Below are 19,678 nucleotides of genomic sequence, written 5' to 3' on the forward strand. Positions count from 1 at the left end.
TGGCTCATGCGGCGCGCGCCTCGCGCACCATGTTGCGCGCGATGATGACCTGCTGGATCTGGGTCGTGCCTTCGTACAGGCGGAACAGCCGCACGTCGCGGTAGAAGCGCTCGATGCCGAACTCGGCCAGGTAGCCCGAGCCGCCCAGGATCTGCACGGCGCGGTCGGCCACGCGGCCCACCATCTCGGTGGCGAACATCTTGCAGCACGAGGCCTCGGTGGAGACGTTGCGGCCCTCGTCACGGCGGCGCGCTGCGTCGATCACCATGCACTCGGCCGCATACAGCTCGGCCTGGCTGTCGGCCAGCATGGCCTGCACCAGCTGGAACTCGCAGATGGGCTGGCCGAACTGCTTGCGCTCCAGCGCATAGTTCAGCGCGTCGCGCAGGATGCGCTGCGCCACGCCCACGCTCACGGCCGCGATGTGGATGCGGCCCTTGTCCAGCACCTTCATGGCGGTCTTGAAGCCCTGGCCTTCCTTCAGGCCGATGAGGTTGGCCGCCGGCACGCGCACGTTGTCGAAGAATACGTCGCAGGTGTGCGCGCCCTTCTGGCCCATCTTCACGTCGTTCTTGCCGAAGCTGATGCCCGGCGACTTCGCATCCACGATGAAGGCCGAGACGCCGCCCGCGCCCTTGTTGGCCGGGTCGGTGCGCGCCATCAGCGTGAACATGCCCGCATGCGGCGCATTGGTGATGAATCGCTTGTTGCCGTTGACCACATAGTGGTCCCCGTCCCTGATGGCGGTGGTGCGCAGCGAGGCCGCGTCCGAGCCCGCCTCGGGCTCGGTCAGCGCGAACGAGGCCATGATCTCGCCCGTGGCCAGCTTGGGCAGCCAGGCCGCCTGCTGCTCGGGCGTGCCGTCGATGAGGATGCCCTGCGAGCCTATGCCCACGGTCGTGCCGATCACCGAGCGGAAGGCCGGCGCGGTCTGGCACAGCTCGAAGAGCACGCGCACCTCTTCCTCCATGGTCAGCTCCAGCCCGCCGAACTGCTCGGGGATGGTCATGCCGAACAGGCCCAGGTTGCGCATCTCCTGCACGATGGACTCGGGAATCTCGTCGGTCTCGGCCACTTCGTTCTCGGCGGGCACCAGGCGCTCGCGCACAAAGCGGCGCACGCTGTCCAGCAGGGCTTCGAGGGTTTCTTGGTCGCGGATCATTGCGGTGTGCTTCCTGTGCGGTTCAGAGGGTTTCGGCGGTTCCCAGCACCGCCGTGGATTGGCTGGACAGCGTGCCGCCGTTGCCGTGCACCACGGCCGTGCGGTGGCGTCCCAGCTGGCGCTGGCCGGCCTCGCCGCGCAGCTGGCGCACGGCCTCGATCAGCGCAAAGATGCCGTACATGCCCGGGTGCACGCAGGACAGGCCGCCGCCGTTGGTGTTGACGGCCAGCCGCCCGCCGGGCGCGATGCCGCCCCCGGACACGAAGGCGCCGCCTTCGCCCTTGGCGCAAAAGCCCAGGTCCTCCAGGAACAGCAGGGTGTTGATGGTGAAGGCGTCGTAGACCTGGGCCATGTCCATGTCGGCCGCGGTGAGCCCCGCCATGGCAAAGGCCTGGGTGCCGGACTGCGCGGCGGCCGTGGTGGTCAGGTCGGGCATGCAGGAGATCTGGCGGTTCCAGATGGCCGTGGCATTGCCCAGCACGTAGACGGGGGGGCGCGGCAGGTCGCGGGCACGCTCGCCGCGCACCAGCACGATGGCGCCCGCGCCGTCCGTCACCAGGCAGCAGTCGCGCACGCTCAAGGGGCTGGCGATGGGGCGGGCCGAGAGCACGTCCTCGATGGTCAGCGGGTCGCGCATGAAGGCTTCGGGGTTGAGCTGGGCCCAGGCACGCGCGGCCACGGCCACCTCGGCCAGCTGCTCGCGCGTGGTGCCGAACTCGTGCATGTGGCGCGCGGCCGCCAGCGCATAGGCGGTCACGGGCAGCACGGGCTCGTAGGGGAACTCATAGGGCTGCGGGTCCAGGAAACGCCGCGCCGCCTGGCCTTCCTTGCGGCCGAAGGTGGCCGAGCGCTGGGCGCTGCCGTAGCACACCAGCACGGCCTTGCACTGGCCGGCCTCCAGCGCGCGGATGGCGGGCAGCAGGTGGGCGATGAAGCTGCTGCCGCCGATCATCGTGCCGTCCACATAGGTGGGGTTGATGCCCAGGTGCTCGATCACGGGCATGGTCCACATGCTGGCGTTGACGCTGCAGGTGGCCAGTCCGTCGATGTCCTGCATGGTCAGGCCCGCATCGGCCACGGCCGCATGGGCGGCGCGCACCAGCAGGGTCATGTCGTCCATGCCGGGGGCCTCGCCACAGCCATAGGTGGCGGCGCCGGCAATGGCCACGCGCCCGCGCAGCGGGCGGTTCACGGCGGCGGCGTCCAGGGTGGATTGGGGGATGCGGGTGTTCATGCTGCACCTCCACGGGAAGCCTGTGGAGCCGGTTGCAGCGCGGGCTGGAACAGCACCAGGCCGCGTCCGTCCTTGCTCGCCACATGGGCGCTCACGCGCTGGCCTATGCGCACGTCGGCCGGCGCAATGCCTTCGACGCGGCCCATCATGCGCACGCCTTCGTCCAGGTCGATCAGGGCCACGTTGTAGTCGCCGCCGGCATCGCTTTTGCGTGCGACGGTGCTGGTGGAGTAGACCGTGCCCTGGCCGCTGGCGCGCACCCAGCGCAGCGGGCTGGCACCGCAGTGCGGGCACAGCTCGCGCGGGGTGAAGACATGGCGCGTGCATTGCGGGCACTGCTGTATGCAGAAGCGGCCGGCATCAAGTTCGGCCTGGTAGTGGGTCTGTGCGCTCAGGTGCATGGGCGGTGTTTCCATTCTTTGTGTTCTTGGCGCTGCGCCCGGCGGCATGCAGGGCAGCGGCTGTCCGCCAGCATGCCCGCATCGCGGGGCCGCTTCAATTCGCCAATCTGGAAGGGTGGCTTCACCAGCGCCGGCGCCCGGCTGTCAACCCAGGGTTGCTGCCTAGGCGGGCCGGCAGGCACGGCTGCTATGGTGTTTATGCATTCCCGGCCTTTTCTTCATACCCGCCCTGCGCCGCCTGCCGGCGCACCGAGGGCGCGCCGCCGCTTTGGCACGGCGTGGCGCTACAGGAAGGCCGGCAATGGCGTGCCGCACCCCGGCCCGTTCTCCGCTGTCGATCCCCACCCACCCAGGAGGTTTTTGCACATGACGGATACGCTGATCAAGGTGGACCTGAACCGCCCGCCCACCGACAACGAAAGAGTCCACAACCGCTGGCACCCGGACATTCCCATGGCCTGCTGGGTCCAGCCCGGCGACGACTTCATCCTGGAGACCTACGACTGGACCGGCGGCTTCATCAAGAACAACGACAGCGCCGACGATGTGCGCGACATCGACCTGACCACGGTGCACTACCTGTCCGGCCCCGTGGGCGTGAAGGGCGCCCAGCCCGGCGACCTGCTGGTGGTGGACCTGCTGGACATCGGCGCCAAGCCCGACAGCCTCTGGGGCTTCAACGGCTTTTTCTCCAAGAACAATGGCGGCGGCTTCCTGACCGACCATTTCCCCTCGGCCCAGAAATCGATCTGGGACTTCAAGGGCATGTTCACCAGCTCGCGCCACATACCAGGCGTGAACTTCCCCGGCCTCATCCATCCCGGCCTCATCGGCTGCCTGCCCGACCGGCCCATGCTGGAGATGTGGAACGAGCGCGAGCGCGCCCTGATCGCCACCGATCCCGAGCGCGTGCCCGGCCTGGCCAACCCGCCGTCGGCCGGCACGGCCCACATGGGCCAGATGCGCGGCGAAGCGCGCGACAAGGCCGCCGCCGAAGGCGCGCGCACCGTGCCGCCGCGCGAGCATGGCGGCAACTGCGACATCAAGGACCTCTCGCGCGGCGCCAAGGTGTTCTTTCCGGTCTATGTGGACGGCGCCGGCCTGAGCGTGGGCGACCTGCACTTTAGCCAGGGCGATGGCGAGATCACCTTCTGCGGCGCCATCGAGATGGCCGGCTGGGTGCACATGAAGGTCGGCCTCATCAAGGGCGGCATGGCCAAGTACGGCATCAAGAACCCCATCTTCAAGCCCAGCCCCATCACGCCGCGCTATGACGACTACCTGATCTTCGAGGGCATCTCGGTGGACGAGAGCGGCAGGCAGCACTACCTGGATGTCAACGTGGCCTACCGCCAGGCCTGCCTGAACGCCATCGAATACCTGAAGAAGTTCGGCTACAGCGGCGCCCAGGCGTATTCCATCCTGGGCACGGCGCCCGTGCAGGGCCATATCAGCGGCGTGGTGGACGTGCCCAACTCCTGCGCCACGCTGTGGCTGCCCACGGGCATCTTCGACTTCGACATCAACCCCAACGCGGCGGGGCCCGTCGTCCAGTTCGACGGCAGCGTGGATATGCCCCTGTCCCCCGACCTGCGCTGACGCCAAGGAGCCCGCCCATGCCCACCTACGACTACGACTGCGCGCAATGCGGCGGCTTCGAGGCCCTGCGGCCGCTGCGCCTGCGCGACGAGCCTGCGGCCTGCCCCGGCTGCGGCACGGCGGCTGCGCGCGTGCTGGCCGCCGCGCCCCGGCTGGCGCTGATGGCCGACGGCACGCGCCGCGCCATGGCCACCAACGAGCGCGCGCGCCACGAGCCCGCCAGCTCGCGCGACTATGACTATGCGCGGCTCAGGCACCCGGCAGGCTGCGGCTGCTGCGGATCGGGGCGGCGCAGCGCCACGGTGACGGCGCCCAACGGCGCAAAGTCCGCGCCCTCGCGGCGGCCCTGGATGATCAGCCACTAGGCTGCATCGGGGTGGACCGCTTCCCAGGGTTTCCACCGCTTGGGAGCCCTGGAAGCGCGCCTTCCACATTCGCGAAACACGGCGCAGGGCGGCTTGCCCAGAATGGGCCGCGCGGCAAGCCGCCGCCCGTTGCCCGGAGTTTCGCCATGCCCCCGTCTTCCTTCCTGCCTTCTGCCACTTCCTCCTTCTCTTCGCGCCGCCGCCGCCTGCTGTCCGCCGGTGGCGCGCTGGCGGCCGGCAGCCTCTTGCCTGCAGTCCGGCCGGCGTTTGCGGCCGATGCCTGGCCCACGCGGCCCGTGCGTTTCATCGTGCCCTTTCCGCCCGGCGGCCCGGTGGACACCACGGCGCGCGCCTTCACCCAGAAGCTGGGCGAGATCTGGCCGCAGCCCTGCATCGTGGACAACCGCGCGGGCGCCGGCGGCATGGTGGGCGCGGCCCTTGCGGCCAAGGAGCCTGCCGACGGCTACACGCTGTTCGTGGGCTCCATCCACCATGCGGTGAACCCGGCGCTGCAGCCGAAGATGACCTACGACATAGAGCGCGACTTCGCGCCCGTGAGCTTTGCGGCCATGTTCCCGGTCTTCCTGGTGGCCCATCCCTCGGTGCCCGCCAGCAATGTGCGCGAGCTGATCGCGCTGGCCAAGTCCGGCAACGGCCTGAGCTTCGGCTCCTCGGGCAATGGCGGCGGCACGCACCTGGCCGGCGAGCTGTTCAACATGCATGCAGGCATCAAGCTGCAGCACATTCCCTACAAGGGCAGCGCGCCGGCCATGAACGACCTGCTGGGCGGCCAGGTGCAGCTGATGTTTGCCGATGCGCCCAGCGCGCTGCAGCACATCAAGTCCGGCCGCATCAAGGTGCTGGGCGTGGCCAGCCGCCAGCGCTCGGCCATGCTGCCCGAGGTGCCCACCATCGCCGAGTCGGGCCTGCCCGAGTACGAGGCCTATTCCTGGGCCGCGCTGTTTGCGCCGGCCCGCACGCCGCCCGCCGTGCTGGCGCGCATCAACGCCGACTTCAACACCGCGCTGCGCGATGCCGCCGTGCGCCAGCGCCTGCTGACGGCGGGCGCCGAGGCCGACCCCGGCACCCAGCAGCAGATGCGCGAGCGCCTGAGCAGCGAGCTGCGCAAATGGGCCCAGGTGGTCAAGGTGGCCGGCATCCAGGCGGACTGAGCACGGCGGCGTGCCCGTACCCGGGACAAACCCGGCTTCGCAGCGCTGCAACCCGGTCTTTCGCAATCGCGCATAGGCGGGCCGGGCCTGCCTGCTTAGGCTTGCCTCCGGTATCCAGAAAAACAACCCCGAGACAAGGAGACGGATATGCGGAAAGGCTTGATGCGAGGCGGCTTGACCAAGGCGCGCGCTGCCGGCTGCGCGCTGGGCGCCGGCCTGCTGTGGACGGCGGCGCAGGCGCAGCAGATATCGGACGACGTGGTGCGCATCGGCGTGCTCAGCGACATGTCGGGCCTGTACGCGGACACGGCGGGGCGCGGCTCCGTCGAGGCCGCGAAGATGGCCGTGGCCGACTTCGGCGGCCAGGTGCTGGGCAGGAAGATCGAGGTGGTCTGGGCCGACCACCAGAACAAGGCCGACGTGGGCGCCACCCATGCGCGCACCTGGTTCGACCGCGACGGCGTGGACCTGATCGTGGACATCAACAACACGGCCGTCGCCATCGCCGTCAACAACCTGGCGCGCGAGCGCGGCAAGATGGTGATCAACACCGGCGGCGCCTCCGACATCCTCACCAACGAGCACTGCGCGCCCACGGCCATCCACTACACCTACGACAGCTATGCGCTGGCCAACGGCGCGGTGCGCGGCATCCTGGCGCAGGGCAAGAAGGACTGGTTCATCCTGGGCGTGGACTATGCCTTCGGCAAGGCCATGACGGCCAATGTGACCGACTTCCTGAAGGACGGCGGCGGCAAGCTGGTGGGCACCACCTTCCATCCGCTCAATGCCAGCGATTTCTCGTCCTTCCTGCTGCAGGCCCAGGCCTCCAAGGCCTCGGTGATCAACCTGGCCAATGCCACCAGCGACACGGTCAACGCCATCAAGGCCGCGCACGAGTTCGGCATCGCGCCCAGGCAGACCCTGGTGCCCAGCCTGCTGTTCATCAACGACGTGCATGCGCTGGGCCTGCGCTACGGCCAGGGCATGGTGCTGACCACGGGCTTTTACTGGGACCGCACCGAGGCCACGCGCGCCTGGTCGCGGCGCTTCTTCGAGAAGATGAAGAAGATGCCCTCCATGATCCATGCGGGCGCCTACTCGGCCGTCACCAACTACCTCAAGGCCGTGCAGGCCACCAGGGGAGACGACGGCAACGCGGTGGCGCGCCAGCTCAAGCAGATGCCCATCGAGGACTTCTTCGCCCAGAACGGCAAGGTGCGCGAGGACGGCCGCATGGTGCACGACATGTACCTGGTGCAGATCAAGAAGCCCGAGGAATCCAGATATCCCTGGGACTACTACAAGGTGCTCTCCACCATCCCCGGTGACGAGGCCTTCCGCCCGCTGTCCAGGAGCAGCTGCAAGCTGGTGAAGACATCATGAAGACACGCGCCGCCGTACTCACGAGAACGGGCGCAGCCGCGCCCTATGCCGACAGCCGCCCGCTGGAGATCTGGGAGGTGGACCTGGCGCCGCCCGGCCCCGGCGAAGTGCTGGTCAAGGTGGCCGCCGCAGGCGTGTGCCACTCCGACCTGTCCATCATCAACGGCGACCGTCCGCGCGACACGCCCATCGTGCTCGGCCATGAGGCCGCAGGCGTGATCCAGGCCCTCGGCGAGGGTGTGACCGACCTGGAGGTGGGCGACCACGTGGTCATGCTCTTCGTGCCCGGCTGCGGCGACTGCCAGCCCTGCGCCGAGGGCCGGCCCGTGCTGTGCGAGCCCGCAGGCCAGGCCGGCGTGGCGGGCACCCTGCTGTCGGGCGCCAGGCGCCTGTCGCGCAATGGCCAGCCCATCTCGCACTTCGTCGGCGTCTCGGCCTTTGCCGAGCATGCCGTGCTCTCGCGCCGCGGCGTGCACCGCATCGACAAGTCGGTGCCGCTGGAGCTGGCCGCGCTGTTCGGCTGCGCCGTGATGACCGGCGTGGGCGCGGTGGCCAATACCGCCAGGGTGAGCCCCGGCCAGAGCGTGGCCGTGGTGGGGCTGGGCGGCGTGGGCCTGTCCTCGGTGATGGGCGCGGCGGCGGCGGGTGCGGCCCGCGTGGTGGCCGTGGATCTCAATGCCGACAAGCTGGCCATGGCGCGCGATTTCGGCGCCACCGACACCGTCAACGCCGGCGACGAGGATGCCGTCAAGCAGGTGCGGGCGCTGACGGGCGGCGGCGTGGACCATGCCTTCGAGATGGTGGGATCGGCCAAGGCCCTGGAGATGGCCTACCGCATCACGCGGCGCGGCGGCCAGACGGTGACGGCGGGCCTGCCCTCCAGCGCCCAGGCCATCAGCCTGCCGGTCTGGCACCTGGTAGCCGAGGAGCGCACGCTCAAGGGCTGCTACATGGGCAGCTGCGTGCCGCGCCGCGACATCGACCGCTATCTCGCCCTGCATGCGGCCGGCAGGCTGCCCGTGGACCGGCTGGTGACCGGCCACCTGACGCTGGACCAGATCAACGAGGGCTTCGACCGCCTGGCGCGTGGCGAGGCCATACGCCAGATCATCCGCATGGAGGCCTGATAGGAGGTCAGGCTGATCAGCGAGGACCGGGGCTGCTGCTGCGGCTGTGTCCAAGCCAAGCACGGCGGTCAGGTGCCGTCGGGCAGCAGCTGGTTTTCCCAGCCGGTCAGCCGCTCGATGGCCCGGGCCACCTGCAGGATGCGGGCCTCGTCGAAGTAGCGTCCCACCACCTGCACGGCCAGCGGCAGGCCCTGGGGTGACAGGCCCACCGGCACGCTGACGGCCGGGTGCCCGGTCACGTTGAAGGCATGGGTCTGTACCGGCCAGTGGCGGAAATGCGGCATGGGGTCGAAGCGCGGCGCCGTATCCAGGGTGATGGCGGTCAGCAGCACGTCGCAGCGGTCCAGCGCAGCGTCCACGCGCGCCGCCAGCATGCGGCGCACACGCAGGGCGTTCAGGTAGTCCTCCGAGGACACGGTGGCGCCCAGCAGCAGCCGCGCCGCCGTGAGTTCGCCATAGTCCAGCGGGCGCGAGCGCAGGTCCTGCGCATGGATGGTGAACATCTCGGCACTGAGGATGACGCGGCCGGCCGCCAGGAACTGCTGGCTGTGGGGCAGGCTCACGTGGATGGGACGGGCGCCGGCCTCGGCCAGCAGCGCGGCCGTGCGGTCGAAGGCCGACAGGAACGTGGGCGACGCCTGGGGCGAGGACTGGAAGTGGTCCTGCGGCACGCCGATGGTCAGGCCCTTCACGCCCTGCTCCAGCCCCGTGCAGTAGTCGTCCACGGGTTCGGTGGAGCTGGCCGGGTCCAGCGGGTCGTGCCCGGCCAGCACCTGCAGCGCGATGGCCGCATCCTCCACGCTGCGCGACAGCGGGCCGCAGTGGTCCAGCGTCCAGGCCAGGGGGAACACGCCGTGCTTGGAGACGCGGCCGTAGGTGGGTTTCAGCCCCACGGCGCCGCACCAGGCGGCCGGTATGAGGATGGAGCCGCCCGTGCAGGTGCCCAGGGCCAGCCGCGTGAAGCCTGCCGCAATGGCGGCGCCCGAGCCCGACGACGATCCGCCCGGGATATGGGCCAGGTCCCAGGGGTTGCGGGCTGCGGGAAACGGCAGGTCGGGGCTGGGCGCGCCGATGGCGAACTCATGCGTGGCCAGCTTGCCCAGGATGACGGCGCCCGCATCGCGCAGGCGCCGCACCGGCGTGGAATCGTCTTCGGGCACATAGTCCAGGCTCAGCCAGGACTGGCAGGTGGTCGGCAGGCCGGCCACGTCGTAGACGTCCTTGATGGCCACGGGAATGCCGTGGAGCAACGGCAGATCGGCGCTTTCTCCGCGCGCCATGTCTGCGTTGCGCGCAGCCTCCATGGCACCGCTGGCATCGAGATTGGTGAAGGCATGGATGTCGATGTCCATGGCGCGGATGCGTCCCAGCGCCGCCCGGGTCAGCATCTCCGAAGTGGTCTTGCCGGCGCGCAGCGCGCTGGCCATCTGTCGTATCGAAAGTTCAGGACTGCCGCTCATGCTTGCTCTGACGGGAGATGGTGGTGTGGATCTGCGAGGGTCCCGCCTCATGCGCCAGTTCGTTGACGAGGCCGCGGTGCTCCATCAGCAACTGGTGCTCCGCCAGGATGGGTCCCAGCCGCTCGAAGGGGATGTCGATGCCGTGCTTTTTCAGCGCATTGAGCAATTCGTGCAGCGCATTGACATCGGGCCCTGCCAGTTTCTGCGGCGAAGGGGGTATTTCAGATTTTCGCGATGCCGGCATCACTGACCACCTTTCTCCATTTTATGGCGTCGTCGGATACGAATGCCTTGGTGCTGTCCACGGATTTCCAAAGGGGAATGCTGCCAAGCTCCATGAATTTCTTCTGCACCTTTTCGTCGGTCAGGATATTTTTCATCTGTGCATTGATGGCGTTCACTATCGCGGCCGGCGTGCCCTTGGGTGCCATGAGCACATTCCATGAGGTCTCGTTGAAATTGCCGAGCCGGGCCGGGCTTTGCTCGCTGAGCGTCTGCCAGTCGGGCATGAGGGGTGAGCGCTCGCGCGTGGCCACGCCCACGCGATTGACCTTGCCCTGGTGCACATACTGCTTGGCCGTGATCAGCAGGTCGAAGGCGATATCGACCTGGCCGCTCACCAGGTCGCTCATCATGGGCGCGGCGCCCTGGTAGGGGATGTGCAGCATGCGTATGTCGGCGGCCAGGCTCAGGGCCTCGGCCGCCATGTGGCCCGCGCTGCCGTAGCCCGGCGTGGCATAGGTCAGCTTGCCGGGGCTGCGCCGCGCCAGCTCGATCAGGTCCTGCACCGACGCCAGCTTCAGGCCCGGGCGTGTGATGAGCACCAGAGGACCGTCGTTGATGGTGGAGATGGCTTCGAGGTCGTTGACCACGTCATAGCCGGCCTGCGTGTACAGCGCGCCCGAGATGGTCTGGGCCGTGGAGCAGATCAGCAGCGTATATCCATCGGGACGGGCCTTGGAGACCTGGCGCGCACCGATGTTGCCCGAGGCGCCAGGGCGGTTTTCCACCACCACGTTGACGCGCAGGCGTTGTGCAAGCTCCTTGGCGATGATGCGCCCCACGATATCGGTGCCACCGCCTGCCGGGAAAGGTACAACCAGCGTGATCTGCCGGTCTGGCCAGGCCGCATGAACCAAGCTGGCAGCGATCAGGAAAATACCTCCGAAAATCAGATTGAGGATTTTTTTCATTCGCTTGATTCAAATGGTTGCGGAAATGGGGCTTGTCTTTTTGCAGACGTGAGCAGGCACATGGGATGTGCACCACTGCGGCTGCCTGCAGCCCGGGCCTGGCAAGCGTTCAGTTAATGAATCTTTTTAAACTATCGAGATATTAAGTTCCATAGTTTTACATCATGAAAGAAGGGGTGCAAGGCCTGCGCCACGCTTGGCGTAGGGGTGTTGCATCGATGCCGCAGATAAGGGTTTCCGACGGCGATGGCCTTGGCGCGCGTCGGGATTCAGGGCAGGGAGGGTGAAAGGTTGCACCGGCAGTGGCACCGGCGCAACGATTCAGCGGGCGTGTTGGCTCAAACGCGCAGCGCCTGTTCCTGCAGCAGGCGCTTGAGCACCTTGCCGTTGGGGCTGGTGGGCAGCTCGGACAGGGGCACGATGCGGGCGGGCAGCTTGTAGGGCGCCAGCCGTTCTCGCAGGTGGGCACGCGCGGCAGCGTTGTCCAGCGTGGCGCCGGGCTGCAGTTCGACGAAGGCGATGACCTCCTCGTTGCCATCGTTTTCGGGGCGGCCGACCACGGCGCTGCGCTGCACGCCGGGCAGCTCGTTGAGCGCCAGTTCCACCTCGGCCGGATACACGTTGAAGCCCGAGCGGATGATCATTTCCTTGAGCCGCCCCACCACGAAGAGCGCGCCGTCGGCATGCAGCTCGCCCAGGTCGCCGCTGGCGTACCAGCCGCCCTCGCGCATCACGGCGGCCGTGGCCTGGTCATCGCGGAAGTAGCCGTGCATCAGGCCGCGCCCGCGTATCCACAGCTCGCCGCGCTCGCCCACCGGCAGGGGCCGGCCCGTGGCCGGGTCCACGGCGCGCACCTCGGCGCCTTCCACCACGTAGCCGGCGCTGGTGTCGGGCCGCTGCTCGCCCTGTCGCGTGAGGTGGACCGACCCTGCGTATTCCGACAGGCCGTAGCCATGGTGCAGCGCCTGGCCGAAGGCGGCCTCCACGCGTTTCTTGAGCGTCAGGTCCAGCGGGCCTGCGCCTGTGTAGACATAGCGCAGCGCCGGCGCCTGAGGGTGTGCAATGCCCTGCTCCTGCAGATGGGCCAGCAGGCGCGCGTACAGCGCAGGCGGCCCCTGCAGTTGCGAGATGCCGTGGCGCGCCAGCGCATCCAGCAGGTCGGCCGGGTCGAACTGCGGGCGCATCACCATCTGCGCGCCCGCATGCAGCGAGGCCAGCAGCACCGTGCCCAGCCCGAAGATATGGGTCATGGGCACGAAGGCGTAGCTGCGGTCCTGCGGACCCAGGCCGCGGGATGTGGCCGAGACGCGCGCGAACAGCGTCAGCGCGTCATGTCCCACCATCACGCCCTTGGGCGTGCCCGTGGTGCCCGAGGTGAAGATCAGCGCCGCCACCTCGTCCTGCAGCGCGCCGGATTCGGCCACCGCCTCAGCGCGCACGGGGCTGTGATGCATGCCGGCCAGGGCCGAGTCGCCTGCGCCAAAGCGCCGCGCGTGGCCGCTGGCGCTGTCCGATGCGGCCGAGGTGAAATACACCACGCGCGCATCGGCCTTGGCCGCAAAGGCATCGATCTCGCCGGGCGCCATGCGTGCGTTCACGCCGCAGGACCAGGCGCCCACGCGGCTGCAGGCCAGGATCAGCGCCGCATGCTCGGGGCAGTTCTCGGCCACGACCAGCACGCGGTCGCCGGGCCGCACCTGCAGCGCGCGCAGCTCGGTCTCGGCCGTGTCCGCCAGCGCGCCCAGATCGGCAAAGCTCAGACTGCTGCCGTCGGGCAGGTGGATGAAGGGACGCTGCGGCGCTTCGGCCAGCCAGCGGTCCAGCAGATGGTGTATTCGTTGATTCATGCTCCGCGTATCCCTCAGTCCACCACAATGCCTTGCGTGACGGTGGCCCACATCGCGCGTTCTTTTGCACCGCGCTCGGCCAGTTTCTGGGGTGCGCCGGTCCACTCTTCGTAGCCCAGTTCCTTGAGGCGCTTGCGCAGCTCCGGCTGGGCCAGGGCGGCGTTGATGGACTTGTTCAGGCGGGCCACGAGTTCGGGCGACATGCCCTTGGGCCCATAGACGCCATACCAGCCGCCCACGTCAAAGCTCTTGAGGCCTTCGATGCCGGACTCGGCAAAGGTGGGCACATCGGGCAGGGACGCATTGCGCTGCGGCGAGGTGACGGCGATGGCCCGCACCTTGCCGCCCTGGATGTAGCTGCTGGCGGTGCTGATGATGTCCAGCATCATGCTCAGCTGGCCGCCGATCACGTCGGTCATGGCCGGTGCGTTGCCCTTGTAGGGGATGTGGTTCATCTCGATGCCGCTGCGCCGCGCGAACAGCAGCGCGCCCAGGTGGTTGGAGCCGCCCACGCCGGCCGAGCCGTAGTTGAGCTTTTGCGGATGGGCCTTGGCATAGGCCACAAGCTCGGCCGTGGTCCTGTAGGGCTCGTTGTTGTTGACCACCAGCACGTTGTAGTAACTGAGCACGGGCGCCACGGGCGTGAGGTCACGGGCCGGGTCGAAGGACATCTTGCTCATCACGTTGGGGCTGATGGTGATGGTGGGGCTGGCCGCGAACCACAGCGTCAGCCCATCGGGCCTGGCGCGCACCACCTCGCTGCCGGCCATGGTGGCGTTGGCGCCGGGCTTGTTCTCCACCACCACCGAGGCGCCCAGCTCCTTGGTCAGCGCCACGCTGAGCAGGCGAGCGCCCTGGTCCACGGGGCCACCGGCCGAGTAGCCCACGATGAGGCGCACGGGCTGCGCGTCCTGCGCGGCGGCGGGGAGGGCGGTCAGGGTGGCTAGGGCGGTCACCAGGGACGCCAGAAGCGGGGCATGGGCCAGGGTGGCCAGGGCCTTGCGGCGATGTTGGGCGGGCATGTGCATGTCTCCTGCAAAAGATGAATGAAGCGCTGCCGTGGCCTGCACGGCGGCGCGCCCGGTCTGCGCCGGACATGCAGGCAATGGTGCGCAGGCAGGCGCGTCTTGGGAATCTGCTTTTGCCAAAGCCAGGGTTTGCCGGCTGTTAGGGCAATCCTGGCGTCGGGCGCGCGGGCGGATTGAGGCAGGAAGCTCACACCCGCTCGAACACCGCCGCAATCCCCTGGCCGCCGCCGATGCACATGGTCTCCAGCCCATAGCGGCCCTTGCGGCGCTCCAGCTCGTGCAGCAGGGTGGCCAGGATGCGCACGCCGGTGGCGCCTATGGGGTGGCCCAGGGAGATGCCGGAGCCGTTGACGTTGAGCTTGTGGTCTATGGCGCCCTGGTCGTTCCACTCCCAGCCCTTGAGCACGGACAGCACCTGGCAGGCAAAGGCTTCGTTGAGTTCGACCAGGTCCATCTGGTCCAGCGTGAGGTTCAGGCGCGCCAGCAGTTTCTTGACGGCGGGCACGGGGCCTATGCCCATGTGCGAGGGCTCGCAGCCTGCGGCGGCCCAGCCCACCAGGGTGGCCATGGGGGTGAGGCCCAGTTCGGCCAGCCTGTCCTCGGCCACGATCAGGCAGGCGGCGCTGGCGTCGTTCTGCTGGCTGGCGTTGCCGGCCGTGACCGTTCCATTGGGCATGAGCACGCGCAGCTTGCCCATGCTGTCGGTGGTGGCGTCGGCGCGAAAGCCTTCGTCGCGCGTGAACAGCACGGAGTCGCCCTTGCGCTGGGGCACCTTGACGGGGACGATCTCGTCGGCGAAGCGGCCCGCCTCCCAGGCGGCGGCGGCGCGCTGGTGGCTGCGCACGGCATAGGCGTCGGCTGCCTCGCGGCTGATGCCGTAGTCGCGCGCCAGGTTCTCGGCGGTCTCGATCATTCCCGAGATCTTGCCGAAGCGCTCCACGGGCTGGGAGCGCTCGCGGCCGCGGTCCAGCCGGTCGTAGAAGCGCACATTGCCCGAGCGCGCACCCCAGCGCATGTCGGTGCTGTAGTACTCGATGTTGCTCATGCTCTCCACGCCGCCTGCGATCACCACGTCGGCGGCGCCGCTTTGCACCATCATGGCCGCCGTGGCCACGGCCTGCAGGCCGCCGCCGCAGCGCCGGTCCAGCTGCATGCCCGGCACCGTCACCGGCAGGCCGGCCTGCAGCGCGGCCCAGCGGCCCACGCAGGGCGTTTCGCTGCTGGCGTAGGACTGGGCGAAGACCACGTCGTCGATGCGTGCGGGGTCGATGCCGCTTTTCTCGACCACGGCGCGCACCGTGGTGGCGGCCAGCTCCTCGACCGATACCGGCCGCAGGCTGCCGCCGAAGGTGCCCACGGGCGTGCGAAGGGGGGTGACGATGGCGGCTCTGCGCATGGTGTTGTCTCCTTGGGAATCAGTGGATCAGTGGATCAGGAAAAGGCTGCGCCGCATTGGCGCAGCAGGGTATGTGCCTGTTGTTCCAGGTCGGCGCGGTGCTCCGGCGCCGCGATGTCGATCAGCCGTTTCACGCGGCGCGACAGCGTCTGGCCGCGCAGGTCGGCCACGCCGTGTTCGGTGACGATGAGGCCGGCGTCGCTGCGCGGCGTGCTGACGGGGCCGGACAGCCGCGCAACGATGCGCGTGGCCCCCCTGGCCGTGGCGGGCAGGGCGATGATGGGCAGGCCGCCGCGGCTGCGTGCCGCGCCGCGCAGAAAGTCCACGGCGCCGCCCACGGCGCCCACGTAGACGCCGCCTGCCACTTCGGAATTGATCTGGCCCGTGAGGTCCACTTCCACCGCCGAATTGATGGCGGCCAGCCTGTGGCTGGCGGCCAGCACCTCGGGGTCGTGCGTGTAGCGCGTCTCGCGCAGCTGCAGGGCGGGGTTGCGGTGGGCCCAGCGCCTGAGCGATTCGCCGCCCATGAGGATGCCGCCGATGCCCACGCCGCAGTCCTGGCTCTTGCGCGCGTGGGTCAGCACGCCGGCTTCGGCCAGGGCTGCAATGCCGTCGCCCACGGCGCCGCTGTGCAGGCCCAGGTCGCGGTGGCCGTGCAGGGCGGCGAGCACGGCCTCGGGCAGGTTGCCCACGCCCACCTGCAGCGTGGCACCGTCTTCGATGAGGGCGGCCACATGGCCGGCAATGGCCTGCTCGGCAGGGCCGGGCGCGCTGCGCGCCTGGTCCAGCGGAGGGTGTTCGGCATCGACCAGCAGGGCGAAGTCGCCGGCCTGCAGGTGCAGGCTGCCGTGCGTCCACGGAATGGCGGGGTTGACTTCGCCGATCAGCACGCGCGCCTTGCGTATGGCGGCCGGCAGGTATTCATGGACCAGGCCCAGGCTGTAGCGGCCTTGTGCATCGGGTGGCGAGACCTGGAGCAGCACCACGTCGGCAGGCAGCAGGCCCTCGTCGATCAGGCCGGGCAGGTGGGAGTAGTGGCTGGGCAGGATGTCCAGCACGCCGGCCTGCGCCAGCGCGCGGTGGGGGCCGCCGGCCGCGTAGCCGAAGAAGTCGATGGCGTCGGCATGCGCCGGCTGCAGCGTGTCTGATGCGCCCATGCCCACGAAGACGCGCAGCCGGCCCTGGCCACCGTGCCGGGCCAGTGCATGGCGCTGCGCGACCACGGCACGCGTGAGCGTCAGCGGCTCGGCCGTGGCCTGGCCCCACCACAGGGTGTCGCCGGGGCGGATCAGGGCCTGCAGCCTTTCTTGCAGGGCGTCCGGCGACAGCACGCTCATGGCGCGCGGTCCCAGTCGAAGCGCGTGGGCTGCTTGTCCTTGAAGCGCTGCACCGCCTCCTGGTGGTAGTCCGAGCCACGGCACATCGTCTGGGCATAGGCTTCCAGCTCGGCCATGGCGCGTGCGTCCAGCTCGAAGGCCTGGTTCATGGCCGTCTTGGCCATGCCGATGGCGGCCGTGGATGCCTCGCCGAAGCGCCGCGCCAGTGCCAAGGCGGCGGCCTGCAGGGCCTCGCCGTCTTCCACGATCTCGTAGACCATGCCCAGCGACCTGGCTTCCTCGGCCTGCACGGTGCGCGCGGTGAAGACCAGCTCCTTGGCCTTTTGCAGGCCCACGATGCGCGGCAGCATGTGCATGGCGCCCAGGTCGGGCACCAGGCCGATGCGGCCGAACACGGCGCAGAACTTCGCGCGCCGCGTGCACAGCACGAAGTCGGCGGCCAGCGCCAGGCTCAGGCCCGCGCCGAAGGCCGGGCCGTCCACGGCGGCGATCACGGGTTTTTCGAGGTTGACCAGCTCGGGAAACCACTGGTGCAGGCTGCGCATGCGCTGGCGCCAGGGCAGGCCGGCCTGGCTGGCATCCATCATCTGGCTGATGTCGCCGCCCGAGCAGAATGCGCCGCCCGCGCCCGTGAGGATGACGGTGTGCACCTGCGCGTCATCGCGCATCTGCGCCACGGCGGCGGCCAGGGCCGGGCGCATGGCCTGGTTGAGCGCGTTGCGGGCCTCGGGCCGGTTCAGCGTGATCGTGCCTATGCCGTCCTGGACGGAGGTCAATACGGGGGAGGTGTTCATGGGAACTCCAGGGCAGGGGGAAGGAGCGGCCTCTTGCGAGGCCGCCGTGCATCAGGCGAGTTCGGCGTAGCCGTGGCTGAGCACGATCTTGTCGCGTTCCAGCACGCGGGCGCGCAGTTGCAGCTGGCAGGGCTGGTCGGGCGTGCGCCAGATCTCGGTGACCAGGGTTTCGCCGGGATAGACGGGCGAGGTGAAGCGCACATCCAGCGCCTTCAGGCGCGCGGGATTGCGGTCGCCGCATTGGCGCAGCACGGCATGGGCCACCAGGCCGTAGCTGGCCAGGCCATGCAGGATGGGCCGCTCGAAGCCGGCCTTGCGCGCCACGGCCGGGTCGGCATGCAGCGGGTTGTAGTCGCCCATCAGGCGGTACAGCAGCGCGGCCTCGGGGCGTATGGCCTGGGTGTCGGTGAAGTCGGGCGCGCGGTCCTCCGGCGTGGGGCGCAGCGGCGCCAGGGGCGCGTCGCTGGGCTGGCCGCCGTCCAGCAGGCTGTAGCCGCCATCGCCGCGCAGAAAGCTGACCTGCTGCACGGTGGCCAGCAGCTCGCCGCCAGTGGTCTCCAGGCGCCGCTCGGTGACCATGATGGCGCCCTTGCCCTCACCCTTGTCCGTCAGGTGCGTGATGCGGTTGTGGCCCACCACGTCGGCGCTGGCCGGCAGCGGGCGGTGCAGCCGCATGCGCTGCTCGCCATGCAGCAGCTTCACCCAGTCGATGCCCGTATCGGCCTCGCGCGCCCAGAAGCCCGGGTAGCCCAGCACCACGGCCTGCGAGGGCAGGGCGCGCAGCCCGCCCGGCGCCCCTTCGTAGAAAAAGGGCAGGGCGTCGGCGCACAGCGGATCGCTGCCCAGGCCCAGGCTCAATGCATAGAGCATGGTGTCGCGCTCGCCATAGTGCTGGCGCACGGGCTCGAAGGGGCGCTGTTTCAGGTGCTGATAGCTGATGGCCATCACGGTTCCTCTCAGTGTTTGATTGCGCTGGCGCGCTTCAACCCTCGCAACTGGCGCGGCCCGACTCAGGGACACCGAGGAAGGACCGCCCCGCACCGAGGGTGTCGTCCCCCTCCCTCGCGAAGCGAGTAGAGAGGGGGAAGGCGCGTAGCGCCTCAGGGGGTGTCGTTCAAACAGGATCCCAGCTGAAGACATCTGCCGAGCGGTCCAGGGGGACGAACGATGCCTTGAGCGCAGGCATGCCGTGCTCGGCAATGAACTGGGGCGACCAGCCCTCGCTGCGGTGCACCGAGCGCAGCGGGCGCGGCTGGCTCATGACGAAGATCTCGTTGTTGCGCACGGCGAAGACCTGGGCGTTCACGTCGCGGGCCGCGTCGGACAGCAGGTAGACGGCCAGCGGGGCGATCTTGTTGGGCGTCATCTGCTGGATCTTGGCCACGCGCGCCTGCTGCTCGGGCGTGTCGGTGGGGATGGAGCCGATCATGCGGCTCCAGGCGAACGGCGCGATGCAGTTGGAGCGCACGTTGAACTTCTGCATGTCCAGCGCAATGGACTTGGACAGGGCCGTCAGCCCCAGCTTGGCGGCGCTGTAGTTGGCCTGGCCCAGGTTGCCGATCAGGCCCGAGGTCGAGGTCATGTGCACGAAGGCGCCGCTTTCCTGCTCCTTGAAATGGTTGGCGGCCGTGCGGCTCATGTAGTAGCTGCCGTACAGGTGGACCTTGATGACGGCGTCCCACTCGTCCAGGCTCATCTTGTGGAAGAACCGGTCGCGCAGGATGCCGGCGTTGTTGACCACGCCGTCGATGCGGCCGAAGCTGTCCACGGCGCACTGCACGATGCGGCCCGCGCTGGCGGCCTCGGCCACGCTGTCGGTGTTGGCCACGGCCTGGCCGCCTGCGGCCTTGATCTCATCGACCACCTTCTGCGCCGGGCCGGCGTCCGTGCCCTCGCCCGTGGTGGAGGTGCCTATGTCGTTGACCACCACCTTGGCGCCCTCGGCCGCCATGGCCAGCGCCATGTCGCGCCCGATGCCGCCGCCGGCACCCGTCACCACCACTACCTTGTCCTGCATCATTTTCTGCGCCATGGCCTGTCGTCCCCGTTCAGTGTTCGTTGGAAAGAAGTCGGGACCAAGGATGCCGGCAAACGCCGGGCCGCGCCATTCGCCAATCACAAGGGCGGACTTCGCGGGAATGAAAGCAGCGGCGGACAGGCCGCGCCGGCCCAGCCTT

The 19,678-nt window shown here is 69.1% G+C and carries 18 protein-coding genes; 5 read left to right on the top strand and 13 right to left on the bottom strand.

The genetic code is table 11. The annotated features are described in order from the left end of the window. Positions 1–4: 4 nt before the first annotated feature. The 3 genes from GRX31_RS01185 to GRX31_RS01195 are packed head-to-tail and all read right to left on the bottom strand — an operon-like array spanning position 5 to position 2,797. A complete protein-coding gene (locus tag GRX31_RS01185; RefSeq protein WP_013800068.1) occupies positions 5–1,162 on the bottom strand; it encodes an acyl-CoA dehydrogenase family protein in 1,158 nt (385 codons plus the stop codon). A 22-nt stretch (positions 1,163–1,184) separates the two neighbouring features. Next, entirely contained in the window at positions 1,185–2,396 is a 1,212-nt protein-coding gene (locus tag GRX31_RS01190) for a thiolase (RefSeq protein WP_160851134.1), read from the bottom strand. Then, positions 2,393–2,797, bottom strand: coding sequence for a Zn-ribbon domain-containing OB-fold protein (locus tag GRX31_RS01195; RefSeq protein ID WP_026062701.1), 405 nt, complete (start codon positions 2,795–2,797; stop codon positions 2,393–2,395). Before GRX31_RS01195 ends, GRX31_RS01190 begins: the two co-directional genes overlap by 4 nt. Before the next feature lie 366 nt (positions 2,798–3,163). On the opposite strand from GRX31_RS01195, the gene fmdA reads away from it, so the two are divergent. From fmdA to GRX31_RS01220, 5 genes are all read left to right on the top strand, one after another. Next, positions 3,164–4,396 (top strand): formamidase, encoded by a 1,233-nt coding sequence (gene fmdA / locus GRX31_RS01200; protein WP_046241120.1) that lies wholly within the window; start codon positions 3,164–3,166, stop codon positions 4,394–4,396. 17 nt (positions 4,397–4,413) lie between these two features. Continuing rightward, a complete protein-coding gene (locus GRX31_RS01205) occupies positions 4,414–4,761 on the top strand; it encodes a zinc ribbon domain-containing protein (protein ID WP_016452200.1) in 348 nt (115 codons plus the stop codon). A 146-nt stretch (positions 4,762–4,907) separates the two neighbouring features. Then, positions 4,908–5,933 carry a tripartite tricarboxylate transporter substrate binding protein gene (locus GRX31_RS01210; protein WP_160851136.1) on the top strand — a complete coding sequence of 342 codons (1,026 nt, stop codon included), beginning with the start codon at positions 4,908–4,910 and terminating at the stop codon, positions 5,931–5,933. Positions 5,934–6,080: 147 nt separating this feature from the next. Beyond that, the gene (locus tag GRX31_RS01215) at positions 6,081–7,319 is read left to right on the top strand and encodes an ABC transporter substrate-binding protein (protein ID WP_160851138.1); all 1,239 of its coding nucleotides are present in this window, start codon (positions 6,081–6,083) and stop codon (positions 7,317–7,319) included. Continuing rightward, on the top strand, positions 7,316–8,446 hold the full coding sequence (locus GRX31_RS01220; RefSeq protein WP_160851141.1) for a zinc-dependent alcohol dehydrogenase family protein: 1,131 nt from the start codon (positions 7,316–7,318) through the stop codon (positions 8,444–8,446). The genes GRX31_RS01215 and GRX31_RS01220 overlap by 4 nt, the downstream gene beginning before the upstream one ends. 68 nt (positions 8,447–8,514) lie before the next feature. Here the strand turns inward: GRX31_RS01220 and GRX31_RS01225 are convergent, their stop codons facing one another. The 10 genes from GRX31_RS01225 to GRX31_RS01270 form a co-directional block, all read right to left on the bottom strand. Beyond that, positions 8,515–9,906: an amidase gene (locus GRX31_RS01225; protein WP_016450257.1), complete on the bottom strand. Its 1,392-nt coding sequence runs from the start codon at positions 9,904–9,906 to the stop codon at positions 8,515–8,517. Further along, positions 9,890–10,150 (bottom strand): hypothetical protein, encoded by a 261-nt coding sequence (locus GRX31_RS01230; protein ID WP_016450256.1) that lies wholly within the window; start codon positions 10,148–10,150, stop codon positions 9,890–9,892. The genes GRX31_RS01225 and GRX31_RS01230 overlap by 17 nt, the downstream gene beginning before the upstream one ends. After that, a complete protein-coding gene (locus GRX31_RS01235) occupies positions 10,128–11,099 on the bottom strand; it encodes a tripartite tricarboxylate transporter substrate binding protein (RefSeq protein ID WP_160851143.1) in 972 nt (323 codons plus the stop codon). Before GRX31_RS01235 ends, GRX31_RS01230 begins: the two co-directional genes overlap by 23 nt. Before the next feature lie 338 nt (positions 11,100–11,437). Continuing rightward, positions 11,438–12,946, bottom strand: coding sequence for a class I adenylate-forming enzyme family protein (locus GRX31_RS01240; protein WP_160851145.1), 1,509 nt, complete (start codon positions 12,944–12,946; stop codon positions 11,438–11,440). 14 nt (positions 12,947–12,960) lie between these two features. Beyond that, the gene (locus GRX31_RS01245; RefSeq protein ID WP_074921258.1) at positions 12,961–13,968 is read right to left on the bottom strand and encodes a Bug family tripartite tricarboxylate transporter substrate binding protein; all 1,008 of its coding nucleotides are present in this window, start codon (positions 13,966–13,968) and stop codon (positions 12,961–12,963) included. A gap of 193 nt (positions 13,969–14,161) precedes the next feature. Continuing rightward, positions 14,162–15,370: an acetyl-CoA C-acetyltransferase gene (locus tag GRX31_RS01250; protein ID WP_160851147.1), complete on the bottom strand. Its 1,209-nt coding sequence runs from the start codon at positions 15,368–15,370 to the stop codon at positions 14,162–14,164. A gap of 35 nt (positions 15,371–15,405) precedes the next feature. Then, positions 15,406–16,707 carry an acetyl-CoA hydrolase/transferase family protein gene (locus GRX31_RS01255; RefSeq protein ID WP_016450247.1) on the bottom strand — a complete coding sequence of 434 codons (1,302 nt, stop codon included), beginning with the start codon at positions 16,705–16,707 and terminating at the stop codon, positions 15,406–15,408. Further along, complete coding sequence (locus GRX31_RS01260; protein ID WP_016450246.1) at positions 16,704–17,501, bottom strand: enoyl-CoA hydratase/isomerase family protein; 798 nt, start codon at positions 17,499–17,501, stop codon at positions 16,704–16,706. The genes GRX31_RS01255 and GRX31_RS01260 overlap by 4 nt, the downstream gene beginning before the upstream one ends. Before the next feature lie 51 nt (positions 17,502–17,552). After that, entirely contained in the window at positions 17,553–18,446 is an 894-nt protein-coding gene (locus GRX31_RS01265; RefSeq protein WP_160851149.1) for a MaoC family dehydratase, read from the bottom strand. A gap of 169 nt (positions 18,447–18,615) precedes the next feature. After that, a complete protein-coding gene (locus GRX31_RS01270; RefSeq protein WP_160851151.1) occupies positions 18,616–19,533 on the bottom strand; it encodes an SDR family NAD(P)-dependent oxidoreductase in 918 nt (305 codons plus the stop codon). Positions 19,534–19,678 lie beyond the last annotated feature (145 nt).

Origin of the sequence: Delftia sp. CH05, assembly GCF_009827015.1 — a bacterium.
Lineage (GTDB): Bacteria > Pseudomonadota > Gammaproteobacteria > Burkholderiales > Burkholderiaceae_C > Comamonas > Comamonas tsuruhatensis.